This window comes from Pseudomonas marginalis (assembly GCF_001645105.1).
Taxonomy (GTDB): domain Bacteria; phylum Pseudomonadota; class Gammaproteobacteria; order Pseudomonadales; family Pseudomonadaceae; genus Aquipseudomonas; species Aquipseudomonas petroselini.
The window spans coordinates 76,760-99,313 of record NZ_LKEG01000041.1 but is presented as its reverse complement, the minus strand read 5'-3'; the positions used below and the strand labels follow the sequence as shown (position 1 = coordinate 99,313).

The following is a 22,554-nucleotide window of genomic DNA, read 5'->3' as shown; positions in this document are numbered from 1 at the left end:
GTCCGGTGAGTCTTGAGGCTAAAGCGCGGTACAGCGGCCCGGCAGTAGATATGTCTGGTGCGCGCGGCGCGCGGTGGTCGACAGCCGCGAGGGAAACCCTGTTTAATCGAGGGTGCCGATTGTTCGTACGCAGTTGCCGATTCCAATAATTAAACGGGAGCTACAGATGTCAGCATCGCCTTTGGACCAAGAACCTTCGCTCACGCGGCTCAGCAGTGCGCAGTTGACCCAGCTGTTGCGGCGGATCTTTATCCGCCACGGCACCTCTGAAACAGTGGCCCAGGTATTGGCCGAAAACTGCGCCAACGCCGAGCGCGACGGTGCCCATAGCCATGGGGTGTTCCGCATCCCCGGTTATGTGTCGACACTGGACAGTGGTTGGGTCAACGGCAAGGCGGTGCCCATCGTTGAAGACGTCGCCAGTGGGTTTGTGCGGGTCGATGCGGCCAATGGTTTTGCCCAGCCGGCGCTGCACGCCGCGCGCGCGCTGCTGGTGGACAAGGCACGCAGCGCCGGGATTGCGGTGCTGGCGATCCGAAACTCCCATCACTTCGCCGCCCTTTGGCCGGATGTCGAACCGTTTGCCGAAGAAGGCCTTGTCGCGCTCAGCGTGGTCAACAGCATGACCTGCGTGGTGCCGCATGGCGCCGACCGGCCGCTGTTTGGCACCAACCCGATTGCATTCGCTGCGCCCCGTGCCGACGGGCCACCGCTGGTGTTCGACCTGGCCACCAGCGCAATCGCCCACGGCGACGTGCAGATCGCCGCGCGCAAGGGCGAACGTTTGCCACCGGGCATGGGCGTGGACAGCCTCGGCCAGCCCACCCAAGACCCGAAAGCCATCCTTGAGGGGGGCGCCTTGCTGCCCTTCGGCGGGCACAAAGGCTCGGCGTTGTCGATGATGGTCGAACTGCTGGCTGCAGCGCTGACCGGGGGTAATTTTTCGTTCGAATTTGATTGGTCAGGCCACCCAGGCGCCAAGACGCCGTGGACCGGACAGCTGGTGATTCTGATCGATCCCAGCAAATCGGCCGGGCAGGGCTTTGCCGAACGCAGCCAGGAATTGGTGCGCCAGATGCACGGCGTGGGGCTCAAGCGTCTGCCGGGTGACCGACGTCATCGCCAGCGAGAAAAATCCAATGAAAACGGGATCGCCATTGGCGCCGAAGACGTGGCGAACTTGTACCGATTGGCGGGGGAATGATGCACATGATCGCGAGGGCGCCGGGCGGCACCCTCGCGGGTAAACGTGGATCAGTTACGGCGGCCCAACAACAGGCCGACCACTAGGCCAAAGCCTGCGGAAATGGCCACGGTCTGCCATGGATGGCCACCGATGTAGGTTTCGGTCGCATCGACCACAGGCTTGCTGCGCTCGCGCACATTGGACACCGAGTCCAGGGCTTGCTTGAGCTTGATGGCGACCTGCTCGCGCAGGGTTTCGCCTTCTTCGCCCACCAGGGAGGCGCTGCTTTTGAGCAGTTTGTCCGATTCCTCGATCAGTGCAGTCAGCTCACTGAACGCTTGATCCTTGATTTGTTCTTCGACGGCTTGCGCGGCAGATTTACGGGCCATTGTGTGACTCCTTGCAGGTAAAGGTGGCAGTGAACAATGGAGTCTCGGGCTGAGGCAAAAGTTGCAGTTTTTTTGCCCGGCAGCCTTTTCAGCTGCAATCCGAATCAAGAAATTTCGACCTACAGTGTAAGATGTCGCCTATTTGTGCAGCAGGTAATTCAACATGAGCTTCAATCTGGCCAACAAGACCCTCGCCGAACGCGCCGAGCTGGAAGATGAAAAGTCCCGTCTCTACGACCTGTGGCAAACCAACTTGGGCAAGGCCAAGGGTGAGGCGGCGCGGTTGTTCGGCGAGCGTGCCAAACGCAAGGGCAAGTGGGCCGAATGGGTCCGTGCGGAGCTGGACGGCATGTCGCCGCCGGAGTTCTCCAACATGGTGCGCAGTGAGGTCAACAAGTTGATGGCGGCGGCGAAGTAAAGCTGGCGACAATCGCCTCGTGCACTTTGAGCAGCATCGGATCCAGCTGGGCCTGGGTCAGCCACCCCAGTTCCACCGGGTAACGCGGCAGTGCCAGCGGGCAGGGCAGTGTGCGCAAGCCTGTCAGGCTGGCGATGGCCTCGGCGGCATGCCCCGGAATGGTCGCCACTGCCTGGCTGCCCGTGAGCAGAAATGCCAGCGCGGCAAAGTGGCTGGTCGACGCACACACCTGGCGGCTCAGCCCCAGTGCCGCGAGCCCCTCATCGGTAATCCCGACAAACCCGCCTGACGACACCAGCACATGCTCGCGTGCCACGAACTCGTCCAGGCTGATGCCTTGCTGGCCCGGCGCCAGGCTGTTGGGGTCGACCAGGCAAGCGTAATCACCTTCTCCCAGCACCCGCCGACTCAGCCGGCGTTCGGCAAAACCTCCCGCCGTGATCGCCATATCCAGGCTGCGATCAAGCAGGGCGTTGCCGACGATCTGGCTGTGGGTCTGACGGAAAATCACCCGCAGTTTCGGCAGGCGCTGCGCGATGGCCTCCATCAGTCGGCGGCCGTAAGCGATCTCGAAATCATCCGACAACCCTACCACCACGGAGCGGCCCTGATAGTGCTGGGTCTGTGGATCGATCATCGCCAGGCTTTGCCGACAACGGTCCAGCGCTTCGCTGATCACCGGTTTCAACTGATTGGCGCGCAAGGTCGGCGCCAGGCCCCGGCCGGTGCGCACAAACAGCGGGTCGCCATACACATCGCGCAAACGCCGCAGGCCGGCACTGATCGCCGATTGCGTCACACCCAGGCGCAGCGCCGCGCGACTGGCGCTGGACTCATCGTGCAGGGCCTCGAAGGTCTTCAGCAGGTTCAGGTCAACGTTTGCGATATTCATTTTGCTCATATCATTCAGCATTGAAGTGGGCTTTATTCATGATCGAGGCTGGCCGGAGAATGGGCAACCCTATTATTCGGAGTGTGTGTGATGCCTGTTTCTACTGTGGCCGCTTTACAGATAGGCGCGTTGCCGGGTGGCAAGGCCGAGACCTTGGCGCAAATCCTCGGCTACGAGGCGGAGATAATGCGCAGTGGCGCGCAATTGGTGGTGATGCCCGAGGCGCTGCTCGGTGGCTATCCCAAAGGCGAAAGCTTCGGCACGCAACTGGGTTATCGCCTGCCCGAAGGCCGCGAAGCCTATGCGCGCTACTTTGCCAACGCGATCGACGTACCCGGCGTGGAGACCGAGGCGCTGGCCGGTTTGTCCGCCCGTACCGGCGCCAGCCTGGTACTCGGCGTGATCGAGCGCAGCGGCAGCACCCTCTACTGCACGGTGTTGTACTTCGAACCCATCGGTGGCTTGGTGGCCAAGCACCGCAAGCTGATGCCCACCGGCACCGAGCGGTTGATCTGGGGCAAAGGCGATGGCTCGACGTTGCCGGTGATCGACGCGGCGGTGGGGCGTATCGGCGGTGCGGTGTGCTGGGAAAACATGATGCCGCTGCTGCGCACGGCAATGTACGCCAAGGGCGTAGAGGTCTGGTGCGCGCCGACCGTGGACGAGCGCGAGATGTGGCAAGTGAGCATGCGCCATGTCGCTCATGAAGGCCGCTGTTTTGTGGTGAGTGCGTGCCAGGTGCAGGCATCGCCGCAGGCGTTGGGCGTCGAGGTCGCCAACTGGCCGGCTGAGCGCCCGTTGATCGCTGGTGGCAGCGTGATCATCGGCCCCATGGGCGACATCCTCGCCGGACCGTTGCAGGGCGAAGCCGGGCTGCTGACGGCGCAGATCAACACGGACGACCTGGTGCGTGCGCGCTACGACTATGACGTGGTGGGTCACTACGCCCGGCCGGATGTGTTCGAGTTGATCGTGGATGAGCGCGCCAAGCCGGGCGTGCGCTCTATCACTGACTGACACACGTTCGAAATGTGGGAGGGGGGGAGAGCCCTGATGCCAGTCAGTTAAGCGGTTGAAAGGGGAGAAAGTAACCTGTGGCGAGGGAGCTTGCTCCCGTTGGGCCGCGAAGCGGCCCCAGCTCTTTACTTGAAAGACTGGGACTGCTGCGCAGTCCAACGGGAGCAAGCTCCCTCGCCACAGGTACAATATTCGCGCTTAACTGACTGGCATTAGGGCTTGCCCCCACCTTTGATCTTCATCGCTTACAAGATCGATTTCAGGCGGCTTTACCACGTCGCGGTGTTCGGCAGGTCCAGCGTGCCACGGTCGACGAAGCGCATCGTACCGAACAGCCCGCCCGCCAGTTTGCCTCGCAGCACGTAGGGCAGGTTGTTCAAGCTTTGGGTCTGGCTCAGGCCCAGGGTCTGACGTAACACGGAGAATGCCGAAACACTGACCGGCACCGTCAGAACCGTCTCGGAAAAGCGTGGAATGGAGCCGCTCTGATCACTCACGCCTGACGCCAGCGGCCGGCCATTGACCTCGAGGTCCAGGGCCACGCCGTTGTAGTCGAGTGCCGTTTCATTGGGGTTCTGCACCCGCAGCTTCACGGCGAAGCGTACTTCCAGGTCCTGGCTTTGCAGGGGCTCGATGCCCACCACGTTGATGCTCACCGGGTCGCGGCTGGGGAACAGGGCGCAGGCGCTCAGGGTCAGCAGCAACAGCGATAGAACCATGAGCTTGCGCATCTAAAAGTGCTCCTATTTCGTGACGTCCGGGTCCTGCATGACTTTGAGGGTAGAGGACTCCGGATCAAATTCATCTTCTTCCAGCTCTATGAACTCTTCCGGCAGGAAAATGTTCAGCAGGATTGCACAGAACGCGCCCACGGTGATCGGCGATTCAAAGATGTTATGCAGCGCCTTGGGCAGCTCGCGCAGCACTTCCGGCACGGCGGCGACACCCAGGCCCATGCCGAGGGAGATCGCCACGATCAGCACATTGCGCCGGTGCAGCCCGGCTTCGGCGAGGATCTTGATCCCGGCCACGGCCACGGTGCCGAACATGATCAACGTGGCGCCGCCCAGCACCGGCTTGGGCATCAGTTGCAACACCGCCCCGATCATCGGGAACAGGCCCAGCAGCACCAGCAGGCCGGCGATAAAGTACGCCACGTAGCGGCTGGCCACGCCGGTCAACTGGATCACGCCGTTGTTCTGGGCGAAGGTCACCATCGGCAGGCTGTTGAAGGTGGCGGCCATCGCCGAGTTGAGGCCGTCGGCCAGCAGGCCGGACTTGATGCGCTTGATGTACAGCGGGCCCTTGACCGGCTGCTGCGAAATCATCGAGTTGGCGGTCAGGTCACCGGCCGCTTCCAGGGGCGAGATCAGGAAAATCACCGCCACCGGGATAAACGCCACCCAGTCGAACGAGAAACCGTACTTGAACGGCACCGGCACGCTGATCAATGGCACCTGCGGCAACGCCGCCATGTCCACACGGCCCAGCAGCCAGGCCACGACGAAACCCAACGTCAGGCCAATCACGATTGAACCCAGGCGCAGGAACGGGTTGTTGAAGCGGTTGAGCACCACGATCGTCAGCAGCACCAGCGCCGCCAGCCCCATATTGCTCGCAGCGCCGAGGTCGCTGGCGCCAAAGCCGCCGGCCATGTCGGTGACCGCCACCTTGATCAACGACAAGCCCATCAAGGTAATGATGGTGCCGGTGACCACCGGGGTGATCAGCTTGCGCAGCTTGCCGATGAACTGGCTGAGCGCCACTTCGATAAAGGCGGCGAAAAAGCAGATGCCGAAAATCGTCGAGAGGATCTCATCGGTGCCGCCGCCGCGGGCCTTGACCATGAAGCCCGCGCTGAGAATCACACTGATAAAGGAAAAACTGGTGCCCTGCAGGCACAGCAACCCGGAGCCGATCGGACCGAACGTGCGCGCCTGCACGAAGGTGCCGAGCCCCGACACAAACAGCGCCATGCTCACCAGGTACGGCACTTCGCTTTCCAGGCCGAGTACGCCACCGACGATCAGCGTGGGGGTGATGATGCCGACAAAACTGGCCAGCACGTGCTGCAACGCGGCAAAAACCGCCGCGGTGAAGTGCGGGCGGTCTTCCAGGCCGTAGATCAAGTCGGATTTATAGCGCGGGCGGGGGGCTTGAGCGTCAGACAAAATGCGGGCTCGGGTCAGAAAAGGGAGGCGCAGGATGCCAGAAACTGCCTATGCTCAGAAGTGTAAATAAATATTTATAAACCCCCTGCGCAAAATCCAAGGCCCGGCCGATAACGCTTATAGGCCCACATACCAATGACAACAGTGGTGACCAAGGTCTGGGCAGCGCGTTGACGCTGACGGATCGTTTCGCGGCAGGGACGCTCGCAAACACAATTTCTGAGAGCACCCCGCCTATGTCCCTCCGTCAGCTGAATATCGCCCCTCGAGCGTTTCTCGGTTTCGCCTTCATTGCGTTATTAGTGATTTTACTGGGGGTGTTTGCGGTCAACCGCATGACGCAGATCCGTCAGTCCTCGGTGGACATGAGCGCCACGCAACTGCCTAGCGTGACCTTCCTCGGCAACATCACGGAAAACGTATTGCGCCTGCGCATCCTGTCGTTCCGTGTACTGGTCAACCGCGAACCCGCCGGCCTGCAGGAAGCCGAAACCCGCATCGGCGTGCTGGCGGACAAGGTGAAAACCGCCCAGGCCGGCTATGCGGCGTTGCCTATGGGGACGGAGGAGGTGGCGTTGTACAAGACGTTTGTCACCACCCTGGACAACTACCTCAAGGCCCAGGCCGATATGCTGGTGCTGTCCAAGCAAGGCAAGGTGGATGAAATGCGCGCCTTGATCAATACACGGATCAAGGACGGCACCGACCAGATGGGCGAGCAGTTGAACAAACTGATCGCCCTCAATGCGGCGGATGCCAAGCAAGCCGACGCTGAAGCCGGGCAGAGTTACCAGGGCGCCATCACCGGCGTCATCGTGGTCTCGGTGGCCGCCGCATTGCTCACCGTGTTGCTGGCCTGGTTGCTCACCCGCAGCATCGTCACCCCACTGCGCAAAGCCGTGGAAGTGGCCGAAACCATCGCCGGTGGCAACCTGAGCAAAACCATCGAAGACGACGGCAAGGACGAACCGGCGCGGTTGCTCAGTGCCTTGTCCACCATGCAAGCCAACTTGCGCCAGACCATCCAGCACATCGCCGGATCGGCCACCCAGCTGGCGTCTGCGGCTGAAGAGCTGAGCGCGGTCACCGAAGAGGCCTCCAAAGGCTTGCAGCAACAGAACAATGAAATCGACCAGGCGGCCACGGCGGTCAACGAAATGACGGCGGCCGTGGAGGAGGTGGCACGCAATGCGGTGTCGACTTCCGAAGCCTCCGGGCAGTCCAACCAAGCTGCGCGCGAAGGCCGCGACCGCGTGATGGAAACCGTTGGCGCGATCCAGACCATGACCCTGGACGTGCAGAACACGGCGGCGATGATCGAAGGCCTGGCCACCCAAGGCCGTGACATCGGCAAAGTGCTGGACGTGATCCGCGCGATTGCCGAGCAAACCAACCTGCTCGCGCTCAACGCCGCCATTGAAGCGGCACGTGCCGGTGAAGCCGGGCGCGGGTTTGCGGTGGTCGCCGACGAAGTGCGGGCCCTGGCCCATCGCACCGCGCAGTCGACCCAGGAGATCGAGAAAATGGTCGCCGGTATCCAGAACGGCACCGGTGAAGCCGTGCAGTCCATGCAGCAGAGCAACCAGCGCACCCAGGGCACCCTGGAAATGGCCCGCGCCGCCGGCGTCGCCTTGGAGCAGATCACGCAGTCCATCAGCCTGATCAACGAACGCAACCTGGTGATTGCCAGCGCGTCGGAAGAACAGGCGCAGGTTTCCCGTGAAGTTGACCGCAACCTGGTGAACATCCGCGACCTGGCGACCCAGTCGGCGGCGGGTGCCAACCAGACCAGCGCGGCCAGCCATGAGCTGTCGCGGCTGGCGGTGGATTTGAATGCGATGGTGGCCAGGTTCGTTATCTGACCCGAAATAGGGTCAAAATGTGGGAGGGGGCTTGCCCCCGATTGCAATGTGTCAGCTAGACATTGGTTGACTGATACACCGCCATCGGGGGCAAGCCCCCTCCCACATTTGCTCTGTGTTGTGTCAGCGCTACTGCTCCCAGGCCCCTGGATTGACCAGGTTCTTCGGTTTTTCCCCGGCCAACGCCTGCAACAGATTATCCACCGCACACGTGGCCATCGCTTCGCGCGTCTCATGGGTGGCCGAGCCGATATGCGGCGTGGCCACCACATTGTTCAAGCGCAACAACGGCGAATCGTGATCCAGTGGTTCCTTCTCAAACACATCCAACCCCGCCGCCCGGATCGTGCGCTGTTGCAACGCTTCCACCAGCGCAGCTTCATCCACCACCTTGCCCCGCGAGATATTGATAAAGATCGTTTCCGGGCCCATCCGCGCGAACTCATCGGCGCCAATCAGCTTCTCGGTCTGCGCGGTGAGCGGCAGCGTCAGGCAGACAAAATCGGCCTGTTGCAGCACGTCGTTCAAGCTGCGGTACTGCGCGCCAAAACGCGCCTCCACCGCCGGTTTGGGCGAATGGCTGTGGTAAATCACCGGCATGCCAAATCCGAAATGCCCGCGTTGGGCCAGGGCTTCGCCGATGCGGCCCATGCCGATGATGCCCAGGGTCTTGCCGTGCACGTCGCTGCCGAAATGCGCCGGGCCGATGTTCTTGCTCCACTGGCCGGCGCGCACCATATCGGCCAGTTCGACCACGCGGCGGGCAGTGGCCAGGATCAAGGCAAAGCCGGTGTCGGCGGTGGTTTCGGTGAGCACGTCCGGGGTGTTGCTGAGCAGGATGCCGCGCGCTGTCAGGTAATCGATATCGTAGTTGTCGACCCCCACGGATACGCTGGCCACGGCCTCCAGTTTGGGCGCAAGGTCCAGCAATTTGGCATCCAGGCGCAGGCTGGCACCCAGCAGGCCCTGGGCCGTGGGCAGGGCATCGCGCAGTTTGGCCAGGCCGGTGTCGTCCAGCGCTTCGATCAGCGTGACCTCGGCCTGTTCATGCAGGCGGGCCATCAGCGGCGCGGAGAGTTTTTTGTACAACACGACAGACTTTTTCATGCGGTCTTTACCTTCAATTCCAGGTTTGGCTCCGGCGTGCGGTCACTGGCGCCGGGCTTGAGAAAAATCGTCAGCACCACCGACAGCATCAACGCGCCGCTCATCAGCAGGTACGAAGCGCCGGGCGAGCCGGTGCTGCTATTGAGGTAACCCACCAGGTACGAACCGCCGAACGACCCGAGGGCGCCCATGCTGTTGATCAGCGCCATGGCGCCGCCGGCGACGTTGGCCGGCAGGATCTCCGGCACAATCGCGAAAAAAGGCCCGTAAGGCGCGTACATGCACGCGCCGGCAATCACCAGCAAGGTGTAGGACCACCAGAAGTGTTCGGCGCCGAGCGCGTAAGAGGCATAGAACGCGATGGAGGCGATCAGCAGCGGCGGCCACACAAAGCGTTTGCGTTTTTGCAGCTTGTCCGAGCCCCACGACACCAGCAGCATGCCGATCACCGCCGCCAGGTAAGGCAGCGCCGACAGCCAGCCGGCCTCGACCATGTCCATCTGCAAGCCGGCCTTGAGGATCGACGGCAGCCACAGCACAAAGCCATACACGCCGATGCTCCAGCAAAAGAACTGCAGCGCCAGGATGATGACCTTGGGCGAGCGGAAGGCTTCGGCGTAGTTCTTGACCGCCTTGATGCCCACCTGTTCGGCGGCCAGGGCGGTTTCCAGGTTGTGCTTTTCGCTGTCACTGAGCCACTTGGCATCCTTTGGACGCTCATCGGCCAGCTTCCACCAGATAAACGCCCACAGCACCGCCGGCAGGCCTTCGATGATGAACATCCAGCGCCAGCTGAAATGCTGCACCAGGTAGCCCGAGACCACCGACATCCACAGCATGGTCACCGGGTTGCCGAGGATCAGGAAGGTATTGGCGCGCGAACGTTCGGCACGCGTGAACCAGTGGCACAGGTACACCAGCATCGCCGGCATCACCGCGGCTTCGACCACGCCGAGCATGAAGCGAATCACGATCAGCATGTAGGCGTTGGAGACCACACCGGTCAGGGTGGCCAGGCCGCCCCAGAGGATCAGGCTGACGAAAATCAGCTTTTTCACGCTGCGCTTTTGCGCGTAGATCGCCCCCGGCACCTGGAAGAAAAAGTAACCGAGGAAGAACAGCGCCCCCAGCAATGACGACATGCCGGGGGTGATCATCAGGTCTTCGGCCATCCCGGAGGCGGCGGCGAAGCCGTAGTTGGCGCGGTCCAGGTACGCCAAGCTGTAGGTGATAAAAACGATGGGCATGATGTACCACCAACGGCGGGTGGCGAGTTTCACGGTGTCCATGGGGTTGCTCCTGAGCTTGTTGTAGTTGTGGCAACAGGGTGTGAGTTATGCAACGGATCGACTGGGTAACTCTGAACGCTTGGGCAGGCCTTCCATGTCGCCGCGGCTCTGCACGGCGCGGCTGCCGATCCAGTTGCCGCGCTGTACCGCCTCGCGGAAGCTGAGGTTTTCCAGCAGGGCGCTGATCATGCCCACGGCAAAACCGTCGCCGGCGCCGACCGTGTCCACCACGTTTTCCACGCGTACGGCGGCGACAAAGCCTTGGTCCATCTGGGTGCGGTAGTAGGCGCCGTCCGGGCCGAGCTTGATCGCCACGGCTTCGGCGCCCTGGTCGAGGTAGAACGCGGCGATGTCGGCCGGGTCATCGAGACCGGTGAGCAAACGGCCTTCGCTCAGCCCCGGCAGGACCCAGTCGGCCAGGCCGGCGAGGGCGTTGATTTCGCGGATCATCGTCTGTTGGTTGGCCCACAGCGATGGCCGCAGGTTGGGGTCGAATGACACGCTGTGCCCGGCCTTGCGCATCTGCGTCATGAGCTCGACGGACAATTCGCGTGTCGCCTCGGACAACGCCGGCGGAATGCCCGTGGCGTGCAGGTGGCGGGCTTTCAGCAAGGCTGGACTGATCGCGGCAACGGACAAGTGGCTGGCCGCCGAACCCTTGCGGAAATACTCCACCTGGGGATCGTCTCCGGCGTCTTCGCGGGATTTGAGCTGAAAGCCGGTGGGGTGCAACGGGTCGACCGCCACATGCCGGCAATCCAGGCCTTCCTTGCTCAGGGTGTCGACCACAAAACGCCCGAGGGAGTCATTGCCCACCCGGCTCAGCCAGGCCACGTTGAAGCCCAGGCGTGACAGGCCGATGGCGACGTTGCTGTCGGCCCCGGCAATGCGTTTGTGAAACTGCCCGACCTGGGCGAGGTCGCCGGTGTGCTCGGCGACGAACATCGCCATGGTTTCACCGAACGAGAGGATATCGATCTCAGACATGCGCATTCTCCGCACGAGGTTGGCCCAGCAGGGCGAGGGCGGCAACTTGCTGCGCGGTGACCGCGACCAGGTCATCGCCCTGCAACGGAAATTCCACCGCCCGGGTAATACCTTGAGTCATGTGTTTGAGCAGTTGTTCCCACAGATGCAGGTCGGTGGCGCCAGGCGGCAGGGCCACCAGCTTGCCGTCGGCGCGGCGCGCCACGGCCTTGCAGTGCAGGTAATCCACATGCCGTCCCAGCAGGCGCGCGGCGGTGAGCGCGGACTGGTCCTGCCACTGCCAGTTGCCGATATCGAAGGTCATCTTGACCGGCAAACCGAGGCGCTCCACTTCGGTGAAGAAACGCTGCATCGGCTCGATCCGGCCGCCGTGCAAGGTCTGGTCGTTCTCCACCAACAGTCGGACCGGGTGGCGGTTGAGCAGGGCGTGCAGGCTTTCCAGGTCATTGGTGTCGGTGAAGTAACCGAGGGAGACTTTCAACCAGCGCGAGCCGAACGCCTGCGCCCGATCCAGGGTGGCCGCGAGCTCGGCATTCGGTTGGGCGCGGCCGGCGACCCACAGTTCCAGGGGCGATGAGAACACCGACTCCAGACCCTGCTCGGCAGCGGCCTGGGCCAGTTCGTGGGGGTGTTCGACGCTCAGCAATTCTTCACGCCATTCGATACGTTGGGCGCCTGCGGCCGTCAGCAGCGCGACAAAACTCAATTGGCCCTGCTGGCGGACAAGGTCGGCGCCGTAGCTGGAAAGGCTGATGGAGACGGGGTACTTATGCATTGTTGTTTACCTCTGAAACCGGTTTCATTTTTGTGCGAAAAATCAACAGATGGGAGCCGGGGGTTGGGTTGAGCCTCGGATGATGAGTCGTGGCAAGAAATCCAAGGTGCGGGTCGGCTCAGTGTCACCGCGCAAGCGCTTGAGCAAACAGTCGAACGCGGTGGCGCCGATGGCCTCGGTCGGCTGGGCGAGGGCGGTGATGCCATTGCCTACCAACGGGTACCAATCAAGGTCATCCAGGGCGATCAGGCCGACGTCCTCGAACAGGTTGCAGCCCAGGTGCTTGAGCGCTCGGGTGCAGGCCAGCGCCGCCACGCCGTTGGCGCAGAACAAGGCTTTGGGGCCGGCGTTCGCGAGGAAGGTCTCCAGACGATTTTCCAGTTCGCCACCCAGTTCCAGCACCGCACCGGTCAATGTCGGACGGCGGGCAATCTCGGCCTTGAAACTTTCCACACGCTCCAGCCGCGAGCTGGTGCCATCGGTGGCTTCGCTCACCAGTAACACATCGCGATAACCCTGTTGCTCCAGGTGCTCCACGGCCATGCGCACCGCCGCCGGGTTATCCAGACCCACCAAGTCGCTGTGCAGCGGCTCGACCTTGCGGTCCACCAGCACCAGGGGCATCTCGCGTTGCAGTTCCAGCAATTGGTCGAGGTGATGACCGAGGGTGTTTACGATCAACCCTTCGATGTTGTACGAACGCAGTGCCGCCAGGTGCTGGCGCTCCTGCTCGTCATCACGGTCGGTGTTGCACACCACCAGGCTGTAGCCGTGCTGACGGCAAGCGGTTTCGACACCGTGCATCACGGCAATGGAATAGGGGTTGCGGATATCGGCCACCAGCATGCCGATCAGGCGGGTGCGCCCACGTTTGAGGCCACGGGCCATCTGGTTGGGGCGGTAGCCGAGTTGTTCGATGGCCTGCTCGATGCGCAGGGCAATGGCATCCGAGAGCAGGGCGCGGTCGTCGCCGATAAAGCGTGACACGCTGGCCTTGGAAACACCGGCGCGTTCGGCGACGTCAAGCATGGTCACGCGGCTGCGTTGGGCAGCGGAAAAAGTGGTCACGAGGGCGGGCCTTTCTTATTGGAATAGACGAATGCTGGAGCAGCCTGAAACCGGTTTCAGGAAACACCATACGAAATAAGTCGTCAAGAAAAAACCGTGAACGTCTCCCGCCTCATCGATTGAAATCCGACCAGCGGCCGATGCTACCTGTGAGTTCTGACAGTATCGGGCGCAAGTGATTGAGTATTTAATTTCCTCAACCGTTGACCAGCCTTTTCTCGATTGCTGGTTCTTTTTTCGTAGCAATGTTGAGGACGTTGTCATGCCGGCCAATTCCGATACAGGCATCAGCGCTGGGGCTTACACACCGAACCCCAACGGCGTGCTGGCACTCGATCCGATGGACATTCCAGGCGTCGACCCCTTGGACCCCACCGGGTTGATACCGGCCGCGCGGATGCTCGCGCCACTGGACGTTCGGATTCCCCAGTGGGGACCGCCGCCTGAACCGCTGGATACCCCTCATATCCTGACCATTTATTGGGCCAGGGGGGGCAGCGTGGTTTACCAGGATTCGAAGACGGTCAACGCGCCGCCACCCGCGCTGCCACTTGAACATGTGATGTTTATTCCATTGGTCGTACTGCGAGCCCAATCGGGTCCTGTTGAATTGTATTACTCCGTCACGGATTCATTCGGTGGGATCACCGTACTGGACCCTAAGAGAACACTGACTGTCGACATGGATGAGCCGCAGTTATTGAACCCTGCGGATCACCTTGAGTTTGTGGTTCCTCCCTCACCAGCAGTGGGTGAGGCCTATCTGCAGAACAACGACCCGGTCGCGTTTCACGTTCCGCCTTATACGGGCCGAAATGACGGCGATGTCATTCATTTTTACCTGTCCAACTTGCCCAACCCGCCGGTTGCCGGTGAGGATGGAACTTATGAGTTGGCGTCGAGTAGCGACCCGTTGATCGCCTATCTGTCGGCAGATAAGTTTCGCGCGCTGTCCAATGGCCCTGCTTATATTTTTCATCGGATTTTTGACAGGGCCGGCAACTTCAGTGACCTCAGTGCCGGTTTGCCATTCCAGCTGGCGCTGATCCCATTGCCGGGGCCACGACCTTTACCAGAAATCTTCCCGCCTGAACGTTACTTTGATTCATTAATCAATCGTGAAGATGCCAGGGCCGGCATCTTTGTCAGGGTTAATAGCTACAGCGACTGGGCGCCAGGGGATCAGGTTCGCGTGTACTGGAAGGGCCGTGCCACGCCGACCCAGGAAGTCTTTGGCTTCCCCACTGACGTGCCGATTGATTGGGCGGTGCTACGTGGGCCGTTGACCGACCCGTTGGCGGCGGAAACCGTGCCAGTGCGCTACGAGATTATCCGCGGCAGCCTGCCGCCTTTCCCGTCCTTCGCAATACCTGTCAATGTCAATCTGACCATCGCCGGGCAGGACCACGCCAATGCGCCGGCATTGCTCAATCTGGATCTGCCGGTGGCGGAGGTGAGGGGGCTTGTTTCAAACACCCCGAACGTCGTCAACCATGATGACAATCCGGCAGGGGCCCGCGCCCGCGTGCGGCTTTACGAAAACCCGCTGACGGGCCAGCTCCTGCGGTTCTTCTGGAACGGCGTTGGGCCGGTTGCGACCTACACCGTCCAGCCAGGCGATGTGGAAGGGCAGTTGGTGTTTTCCACTGTGATTCCCTGGGCCGTGATGGAGGGGGTCATCAATCCGGCATTACCGGTGTATTACACCACCAGTAATGGGGTGAATGATCAGCAATCGGATAACACGTTTGTGAATGTTAATACAGGTACGCTGATTTCTTTCCCAGCGCCTGTGCTGAAACATACATTGGTAGGGGCGGCTGCTTATTTGAGCTGTTGCTCTAAGCCTGAGGTGTTTTATGGTGTTGAGTGGTCTATAGGACCCGGTCATCAATTTGAGCTTAATGATGTTGTAAGGTTCTTCTGGGAAGGTTATTCAAGTAATAACTGGGCACCACCGGTTATTGAAAGTTCGAGATACGCTGAAAGTCAAAGCTTCAATAATTACAATGATCTGGCAAATGGGTTGAATGTCACGGTCAAGCCCTATGAAGATAAAATTGTGCCGATGCGAAACTACGGCTCGGCGCGAGCCTGGTATCAGGTCAGGCGTGGTGGTGTGCTCATAGGTGAATCGCTGAGTAAATATATTCGAGTTGATCTGAACTACCCGGTAGGAGGTTACTGCAAGGCGGGTGATGTTATTACGTGTTCGAATGAAGGTGAGGCAACACTCGTTTCGCGTAAGTAAGTATTCAGCGTTGGCTGAACAGATGTAGTAACTAGGTTTAAATCATTGAAAAAGCGGTTTTTGCGATGTTACTTCGCACGCTTGTGTGCACCCTGAAATTAACGACCCACGTGAAGAAGTTGGAGAAAAACATGAACAAAAAGACTTTGGATGCCATTCAGAACTTCAAAAATTCGCGTCTGGCCAACCCTGGAACATTGGCACTGGACGATGGCACGCTAGAGGGGCAGGTGCCTGGTTTTCCTGGCTTGATTACACGAGCAGCTGCGCTGAAAGAGACGTTGGAATTTACCATTCCCCCATGGGGAGACGCCAGTACCGATCCCCTTAAACCTGACAACGTAAAGGTCTGGTTGTGGGCTAATGATGAAAATAAGCCCGAAGAGCCTTTCAGCCAAGAGTTTGTGTTTTCAGTTCCGGCAACAGGGCATCCCGTGAATATTGCGCGTGCACGTCGTGGTCCAGGTATTCACAGGATTGAATACGAAGTTGAATCTCTAGTTGGCAACGGTGGGCTGTCTGACTTTCAGTTGTTGATTGTCGATCTCGACGCACCCTACGAGGATTTCGTCGGCACCATCCCTGCCCCCATTCCTCCCGCTGACCTGCCTGACTCCGTCGGTTCTGATTACTTCCAAGGCAAGCCCAACGAATCGGCCATATTCACCATTCCCCCCTATGCGAACCAAGGCCAAGCCCCAGGCGATCGGGCACTGTTCTATTATGCCAACTCGGATGAAGCCTACCTACCCGTCGTTGGTAATCCGGATCCCTTTTGGCCCATTCCCGCAGACCGTTCCTTTCCTCTGCCGTTGTCGGTTGTCCAAGGCCATCCTGACGGGCTGAAGAGTTTGCGCTATGTCATCGTCGATGCATCGGGTAATCAATCGCGGCAGTCCGGCGCCTTCAACTTCGATGTGAGCCTGTTTCCCAATCCGTCCAACCTTAAAGCGCCCACCATCGATTTGGCCGTTCCCGGTGATGGGTTGACCAACCGGGCGGATGTGGCGGCACTCAATGGGTTGGTCGCACGCATCCCTCAATACGACAACGTGCTGCGCTCAGACGATATGCTCAGTGTCACGCTCACGACCAGTATCGGCTCGCGAACCTTGCCTGACTTTCCCGTATCGAGTGCGACATTCCCGATACCTGTTCCGGTTGATTATGCAACGTTGGTAGCCCTCTACGGCGCCACGAAAGGCTTGCTTGCGCTGACGGTTTCTTATGCGGTCAAGCGTCGTTCGGTCAATTACCCTTCAGTGCTGACGGCTGTGACCGACCTGGATCTTTATGTGGTAGGACCTGATCCAACCGGACCGGGTCTGATCAACCCAGACTTGAACAGAGTGCTTGTTAAAGGGAGATTACTATTGGGCGGTGAGGGGCCTGACAATGAGTTGAGACCCGAACATGCCCCCCGTGATGCGATTGCGCGTATTACGCTTTGGGACAAACCACCTACACCCGACGCCTTTCCTTTTACGATCAGACTCTTTTATGACGGGCTGTTTGTTCCGCCTGAGAGGCTCGTAACCAATGGTGCAGCCAATCAAATAATTGATCTGGACATTCCATGGGCTGCCATCGTTGCGGGTAAAAACGGTACCAAACTGGCGTGGTACACCATCGGGTCGGCAGGCACTACTAATATTCAACAAGCAGACCCTACAACAGTGGATGTAACGGCGAACTTTGTGCAGTTGGATGCACCCGTTGTTCAAAGAACCACACCGGTTGGTGTCATCAATTGCAACAGCTTCCTACCGTCAGGCACTGCGCCGGTTAATCTTCTGGTAAATATTCCGCCGAGCACTCAGTTTGCGATAGGCATGGTAGTGACGCTGGATTGGCAGGGTTATAGTGATGATGCGGCTACTCTTCCAGTAGCCGCTGCCGTCGGTACGGTTACCAAGACCATTCAGACACAGTCTGAAATCAATCAGGGATTCACCGTAGATCTTGGGCCCTACGCAACGATCTTTAAAACCATTCAGCCGACGTTTTCAACGAGACTTGCCGGTTCGGCAAAACTTCACTACAGCATTCCGCTGGCCGGTGGTCCTTTGTCTTCAAATGACGCGACCCACCTTGTACGTGGCCACAGAACGGGTTCAGCAGGTTCTAACGGAACCTTCTGTGATGGAGCTGCCGTACCCGGCCCATAGTTGCGTCTGAGGGCTGATGCCCAAGAGCGGTGACCCCGCTCTTGGGCATTTTTTTGTCTAAAAAATGCATCACTTTGCCTGAGGCAGGGCAAATGTTTGGAGCATAGATGCCAGTCTTTACTTCGGCTACTTAGGATTCTTCCTACATATGACGGTAATCACTCTGGATACCTTGGCACCCCTCGATTGACAGGCTCCTACGCACTTTGGAACCGGTCAGATTTTTCCGTAAAGGAACGCCACCCAGAGGTACGTCAAATGTCGTCTGTATTCAATTTCAAACCATCTCCTTTAAGTCTTGCGTTGAAGGTCAACGCTGTCACGTTGCTCATGCTGGTGGCGCAAGCTGCTGATGCGCGTCCTGTCACCAAACCTGATGATTTCGTGGTGCCAGGCTTTACCCCGGACCGGTTTGAGTTACAGCCCGGCTCCGGGCTCACCGTCAAAGGTGCAACCACCAAGGAAATTCGTGCTGAGTCCGCCACCCTGGTGGTTGAGCCGGGCAGTTCTACTCAGGACATCACGGCGTACTATTCCGATATCCGTATCGACGGTAGCGAGATCATCGCTCGAAGCACGTCGTCTACTGCGCTGCGTGCTCTGGACAGCAACGTGTTGATCACCAACAGTAATATTGTCCACAACAGTGGTACCGGTCTGGTGGCGGGTCGAAATGACAGCAGCACAGCAGGTTCCACTGTCAAAGTCTTGGGCAGCACGATCACTGGCAGTCAACGTGGCGCTGCTGTCACCGCTTATAGCGTGCTGGACTTGATCGATTCAAAGGTAGAAGCAACAGGGGCCGCTGGTTTGGGGCTGGCGCTGTACAGCGGTCAGGCCAATGCCACCAACAGCCAGATCGTGGGGGGTAAGTACGGTGTGCAAATGGGCATCGATGGCAGCTCCGGCTTCATGGAGAGCGGCCTTGTGCTGGACAACTCCAGTGTTCAGAGCAAAGACGGTGCCGCGATTGTCACCCGCGACGGCATCAACGCCGACATCCAGGTTCGAAACGGCTCAAGCCTTTTCGGTAGCAACGGCAACCTCCTGGAGGTGACCGACGGCTCTACCGCCAACCTGAATGTCGACCGCAGCGAGCTGTTCGGTGACATCGTGGTCGAAGAGGGCAGCACTGCCAAAGCTCAGCTCAACAATGGCGCCTGGCTGACCGGCCAGTTGAAAAACGTCGCCGAGCTGAGTGTGAACGATGCATCCCACTGGGTACTGGTGGGCGACAGTAACGTCACGGCTCTGAAGATGGGCGGCGGCGCCGTGCATTTCGGCGGGCCGGATGAGTTCTACCGGTTGGACGTGAAGAGCCTGGAAGGCAACGGCACGTTCATCATGAATACTGACTTTCTGACCCATCAGACCGACTTCCTCAATGTGGACGGCAAGGCTGAAGGCAACCATAGCCTGATGCTGGCCGCCAGCGGTTCGAACCTGGCCGACGGCGAGCCGATCAAAGTGGTCCACACCGAAGGTGGTGATGCGCAGTTCAGCCTGGCCAGCGGTACGGTAGATGTCGGGGCTTACGCCTACGGCTTGCAGAAGGATGGCACCGATTGGTTCCTCGATCCCAACCGTAAGGGCACCAGCACCAGTGCCCACTCGGTGCTGGCCCTGTTCAACAGCGCGCCAACCGTGCTGTACGGCGAGATGAGCATCCTGCGTACGCGTATGGGCGAATTGCGCTTCAGTGAGGGCGCGGGCAACGGGATGTGGATGCGCAGCTACGGCAACAAGTTCGACGTGGCGGCGAACAAGAACGGTGCGGGCTACACGCAGCGCCAGAAGGGTTTCACCATCGGTGCCGATGCGCCGTTGTCGAGCGGCGACGGGCAATGGATCGCTGGTGTCATGGCCGGTACCAGTACCTCGGACCTCAGCCTGACCCGTGGCAGCACCGGTGAGGTCAACAGTTACTACATGGGCGGTTATGCCACCTGGCTCGACGCCGAAAGCGGGCTGTACTTCGACGGTGTGGCCAAGCTCAACCGCTTGCACACTGAAAACGACGTGACCATGAGCGACGGCAAGAAAGCCAAAGGCAACTACGCGCAAAATGCCGTGGGCGCCTCGGCTGAGTTCGGTCGCCATATCAAGCTGGACAACGATTTCTTCGTTGAACCGTACGGGCAGTTGTCGGCGACCATCACCCAGGCGCAGAGCTACGAATTGACCAACGGCCTGCAGGCCAAGGGTGACCGCTCCAGCTCCGTGGTGGGCAAGCTTGGCGTGACCGCCGGCAAGAACATCCAGCTGGAAAGCGGCGGTGTGTTGCAGCCTTACTTGCGTACCGCCGTGGCCCATGAGTTCGATCAAAGCAACAAAGTGTTCATCAACGACCAGAGCTTCAACAACGACCTGTCGGGTTCGCGTATTGAGCTGGCAGCCGGTTTGGCGATGTCGGTATCGGAGAGCGTCAAGTTGCATGCTGACGTCGAAACCAGCCAGGGCAAGAAGATTGACCAGCCATGGGGTGTCAACTTCGGCGTACGTTACGACTTCTAAGGCACTCGTTCATTTGAGCGGGGGGACGCTTCGGCTTCCCCCTTTTTTTGCGTTCAGACCCGCACACTCAGCCAGGTCGAGCCCAGCAGAAGCAGGGCCATGCACCGGTTGAAACGTTGCATCGCACGCGGCGAACGCAGGAACCTGCCCGACCCCGCACCCAGCACAGCCCAGGCCCCGAGACATGGCAGCGATATCAGGAAAAACACCAGGGACAGGCTCAGCACCTGGCTCTGGCGCTCGGCACCGTTACCCGCAAATACACTGACCACCGCAAGCGCCATCATCCAGGCCTTGGGATTGATCAGTTGCAGGCTGGCGGCACCGGTCATGCCCAGCTGTCTTTGGGTTGAATGCGCTTGCAAGGCCTGGGGCGGCGCGCGGTAAATCTGCCAGGCGAGGTAGCTCAACCAGGCCACGCCGGTCCATTGCATGGCGGTTTGAACCCTGGGCAAATGCGCCAGTGAGTGGCCGACACCCGAGCCAACCAACAGCACAATCCCGGCAGCACCCAGGCAGGCTCCCAGAATGATCGGCAGGGCGGCTTTGAAGCCATAGCGCGCGCTGTTGCTCAGTACCAGGATATTGGTAGGCCCAGGGGTAATTGACGCAACAAAGGCAAACAACATAAACGGCAGCATGGCGGGAGACTCCAGAAGATCAATCGATGGCGTCGATCTTCACAAGCCGGCGTGTGACCTGTCTGGAAGATTTGAGCAGCGCTTGCGGTACGCGGCAGGCGTCAAGCCGTAGGCGCGCACGAACCAGCGGCCGAGGTGGCTTTGGTCGGCAAAACCCAATGCAATCGCGACATCGGCCGGTTGCTCACCCCTGGCCAGCAAGTGCCGGGCGCGGGCCAGGCGCAGTTGCACCAGATACGCATGGGGCGGCAGGCCAAACGCGCTCTTGAACGCGCGACTCAGGCGGAAGCGGTCGACGCCGCAGGCCAGGGCCAGTTCGTCCATGCCCACGTCAACCTGCAGATGGGCATGCAGGTATTCCCGGGCCTTGTGCGCCACCAGCGGCAGACGTGGGTCTTCGCGGTAGCGGGTGCGCCAGTAGAGTTGGCCGGTGAGGCGTTCCAGCAATTGGTCCATGGCGCGCTGGCGCACGATGCGCAGTTCGCCGCTGTGCAGGGTCCGGAAGGCCTGGCTGGTGGCCAGCGCCAGGCGCGGGTCGCTGGTCAAGGTGCTGGTGAAACTCAGCTGGCTGCCCTGCGGTGCTTCTTCGAACACTGCGCTTACTTCCCGCGCCAGCCATTGTGGGTCGAGGTAGAGCATGTGGTAGGTGAAGCCGCCAGCGGTGGGCGCATCGCCGTCATGCAGTTCGCCGGGTTCCACCAGGAACACCTGGCCGGGCACGCTGTGATGGCGGGTGCGGCGGCAATTGAATTGCTGCACGCCTTGTTCGGTGACGCCGATCAGGTAGCTGTCGTGCCAATGCGGGTCATACGCATGGCCTTCGAAATGCGCGCGCAGGGTCTCGATGCCGGTGTCGGCGTCCTGGGACAGGTCGATCCAATTGTGCGCGGTCATCACTCACCGAAGCGGAATACGTGAGGTTATTAGCGCCCAGCGCCGGGTGGGCGTCTAGAAGGTTTGTGCAGCATCAACCGAACAGCCCGGCGGCGATATTGATCGAGAACCCCAGGATCGCCGTGTTGAACAGAAACCCGATCAACGATTGCCCCAGCACCACCTTGCGCATGCCCCGGGTGGCCACGCCTATATCCGAGGTCTGCACCGCCACGCTAATGGTGAAGGAGAAGTACAGGAAGTCCCAATAGTTGGGGGTCAGCAGCCCTTCGGCGAAGCGCAGCGCCGGCTCCTTGCCGCCCCAGGTGTAATACAGGCGGGCGTAATGCACGCTGAAAATCACCCCGATCAGCAGCCATGAACCGATCACCGTCAGCCCGGTAAAGCCGTAGTGCAGCAGGCGTTCGGAGGTGGCCAGGTCTTTGCTGCCGACCAGTTCGAAGGTGATGGTCGCCAGGCTGGCAATGGCCGCGATGCACACCGTGAACAGCACCAGCCCGGCGTTTTCATCTTCGACCTCGGCGATGCGCTTCACGTCCTCGGCCTTGGCGCGGCGGGTCAGCCACAGCATCAGCACCAGATAAGTCCAGACCCCGGCGTTCCAGCCGATGAGGATTTTGCTGACGAGGGTGTCGGCCGGCGCCAGGAGGCCCACGGCAAGGCCGAGCACGGCGGCGGCGGAGAGGCGGGGGTGGGTGCGGGCCAGGAAGGGCATAGAGACTCACAGCTGACGAGGTGTCAGTAGACTGTACCTGATCCCGAATACAACCCATAACCCTTGTGGGAGGGGGTTTGCTCCCGATAGCGGTGTGTCAGTCGATTCATCAGGTGACTGCTACACAATTCTGGGTATTGCGTCGGACCTGTGGCGAGGGAGCTTGCTCCCGTGGCGGCCTGGCAGACGACCAAGCTGTTGGATCAGACC

The 22,554-nt window shown here is 60.3% G+C and carries 19 protein-coding genes; 7 read left to right on the top strand and 12 right to left on the bottom strand.

Going from position 1 to position 22,554, the window contains the following annotated elements:
• Positions 1–166: 166 nt before the first annotated feature.
• A complete protein-coding gene (locus AO064_RS15015) occupies positions 167–1,204 on the top strand; it encodes an Ldh family oxidoreductase (RefSeq protein ID WP_064053833.1) in 1,038 nt (345 codons plus the stop codon).
• 50 nt (positions 1,205–1,254) lie between these two features.
• On the opposite strand, the gene AO064_RS15010 is transcribed toward AO064_RS15015, so the two are convergent.
• The gene (locus tag AO064_RS15010) at positions 1,255–1,575 is read right to left on the bottom strand and encodes an ElaB/YgaM/YqjD family protein (protein WP_010172915.1); all 321 of its coding nucleotides are present in this window, start codon (positions 1,573–1,575) and stop codon (positions 1,255–1,257) included.
• A gap of 163 nt (positions 1,576–1,738) precedes the next feature.
• Between AO064_RS15010 and AO064_RS15005 the strand changes: the two genes are divergently transcribed.
• Positions 1,739–1,993 (top strand): hypothetical protein, encoded by a 255-nt coding sequence (locus AO064_RS15005; RefSeq protein WP_003190904.1) that lies wholly within the window; start codon positions 1,739–1,741, stop codon positions 1,991–1,993.
• On the opposite strand, the gene AO064_RS15000 is transcribed toward AO064_RS15005, so the two are convergent.
• Entirely contained in the window at positions 1,965–2,885 is a 921-nt protein-coding gene (locus AO064_RS15000; RefSeq protein ID WP_064053934.1) for a LysR family transcriptional regulator, read from the bottom strand. The genes AO064_RS15005 and AO064_RS15000 overlap by 29 nt on opposite strands.
• A 90-nt stretch (positions 2,886–2,975) precedes the next feature.
• On the opposite strand from AO064_RS15000, the gene AO064_RS14995 reads away from it, so the two are divergent.
• Complete coding sequence (locus tag AO064_RS14995) at positions 2,976–3,902, top strand: carbon-nitrogen hydrolase family protein (protein WP_064053832.1); 927 nt, start codon at positions 2,976–2,978, stop codon at positions 3,900–3,902.
• A 269-nt stretch (positions 3,903–4,171) separates the two neighbouring features.
• Here the strand turns inward: AO064_RS14995 and AO064_RS14990 are convergent, their stop codons facing one another.
• Together AO064_RS14990 and AO064_RS14985 are read right to left on the bottom strand one after the other, a co-directional pair.
• Positions 4,172–4,633: an LEA/WHy family protein gene (locus AO064_RS14990; protein WP_064053831.1), complete on the bottom strand. Its 462-nt coding sequence runs from the start codon at positions 4,631–4,633 to the stop codon at positions 4,172–4,174.
• A gap of 12 nt (positions 4,634–4,645) precedes the next feature.
• Positions 4,646–6,073: a nucleobase:cation symporter-2 family protein gene (locus AO064_RS14985; protein ID WP_012723898.1), complete on the bottom strand. Its 1,428-nt coding sequence runs from the start codon at positions 6,071–6,073 to the stop codon at positions 4,646–4,648.
• 236 nt (positions 6,074–6,309) lie between these two features.
• Between AO064_RS14985 and AO064_RS14980 the strand changes: the two genes are divergently transcribed.
• A complete protein-coding gene (locus AO064_RS14980) occupies positions 6,310–7,935 on the top strand; it encodes a methyl-accepting chemotaxis protein (protein ID WP_064053830.1) in 1,626 nt (541 codons plus the stop codon).
• A 129-nt stretch (positions 7,936–8,064) separates the two neighbouring features.
• On the opposite strand, the gene AO064_RS14975 is transcribed toward AO064_RS14980, so the two are convergent.
• Genes AO064_RS14975 through AO064_RS14955 form a run of 5 tightly spaced genes read right to left on the bottom strand, consistent with a single transcriptional unit; the run spans position 8,065 to position 13,161 of the window.
• On the bottom strand, positions 8,065–9,042 hold the full coding sequence (locus tag AO064_RS14975; protein WP_064053829.1) for an NAD(P)-dependent oxidoreductase: 978 nt from the start codon (positions 9,040–9,042) through the stop codon (positions 8,065–8,067).
• Positions 9,039–10,331 carry an MFS transporter gene (locus tag AO064_RS14970; RefSeq protein WP_064053828.1) on the bottom strand — a complete coding sequence of 431 codons (1,293 nt, stop codon included), beginning with the start codon at positions 10,329–10,331 and terminating at the stop codon, positions 9,039–9,041. The genes AO064_RS14975 and AO064_RS14970 overlap by 4 nt, the downstream gene beginning before the upstream one ends.
• A 45-nt stretch (positions 10,332–10,376) precedes the next feature.
• Complete coding sequence (locus AO064_RS14965) at positions 10,377–11,318, bottom strand: sugar kinase (protein ID WP_064053827.1); 942 nt, start codon at positions 11,316–11,318, stop codon at positions 10,377–10,379.
• Positions 11,311–12,093: a sugar phosphate isomerase/epimerase family protein gene (locus AO064_RS14960; protein ID WP_064053826.1), complete on the bottom strand. Its 783-nt coding sequence runs from the start codon at positions 12,091–12,093 to the stop codon at positions 11,311–11,313. Before AO064_RS14960 ends, AO064_RS14965 begins: the two co-directional genes overlap by 8 nt.
• 42 nt (positions 12,094–12,135) lie before the next feature.
• On the bottom strand, positions 12,136–13,161 hold the full coding sequence (locus tag AO064_RS14955; RefSeq protein WP_064053825.1) for a LacI family DNA-binding transcriptional regulator: 1,026 nt from the start codon (positions 13,159–13,161) through the stop codon (positions 12,136–12,138).
• Between the two features lie 262 nt (positions 13,162–13,423).
• On the opposite strand from AO064_RS14955, the gene AO064_RS14950 reads away from it, so the two are divergent.
• The 3 genes from AO064_RS14950 to AO064_RS14940 all read left to right on the top strand — a co-directional run bounded on the left by AO064_RS14950 (position 13,424) and on the right by AO064_RS14940 (position 20,094).
• Positions 13,424–15,412, top strand: a complete 1,989-nt coding sequence (locus AO064_RS14950) for a hypothetical protein (protein WP_064053824.1) — start codon at positions 13,424–13,426, stop codon at positions 15,410–15,412.
• Between the two features lie 131 nt (positions 15,413–15,543).
• Complete coding sequence (locus tag AO064_RS14945) at positions 15,544–17,580, top strand: hypothetical protein (protein ID WP_064053933.1); 2,037 nt, start codon at positions 15,544–15,546, stop codon at positions 17,578–17,580.
• Positions 17,581–17,838: 258 nt separating this feature from the next.
• Positions 17,839–20,094 carry an autotransporter outer membrane beta-barrel domain-containing protein gene (locus tag AO064_RS14940; RefSeq protein WP_064053823.1) on the top strand — a complete coding sequence of 752 codons (2,256 nt, stop codon included), beginning with the start codon at positions 17,839–17,841 and terminating at the stop codon, positions 20,092–20,094.
• Positions 20,095–20,147: 53 nt separating this feature from the next.
• Here AO064_RS14940 and AO064_RS14935 read toward each other — a convergent pair whose 3' ends face one another.
• The 3 genes from AO064_RS14935 to AO064_RS14925 form a co-directional block, all read right to left on the bottom strand.
• A complete protein-coding gene (locus tag AO064_RS14935) occupies positions 20,148–20,735 on the bottom strand; it encodes a LysE family translocator (protein ID WP_064053822.1) in 588 nt (195 codons plus the stop codon).
• A 39-nt stretch (positions 20,736–20,774) separates the two neighbouring features.
• A complete protein-coding gene (locus tag AO064_RS14930; protein ID WP_064053821.1) occupies positions 20,775–21,629 on the bottom strand; it encodes an AraC family transcriptional regulator in 855 nt (284 codons plus the stop codon).
• 73 nt (positions 21,630–21,702) lie between these two features.
• Entirely contained in the window at positions 21,703–22,344 is a 642-nt protein-coding gene (locus tag AO064_RS14925) for a DUF1345 domain-containing protein (protein ID WP_064053820.1), read from the bottom strand.
• Positions 22,345–22,554: the final 210 nt, after the last annotated feature.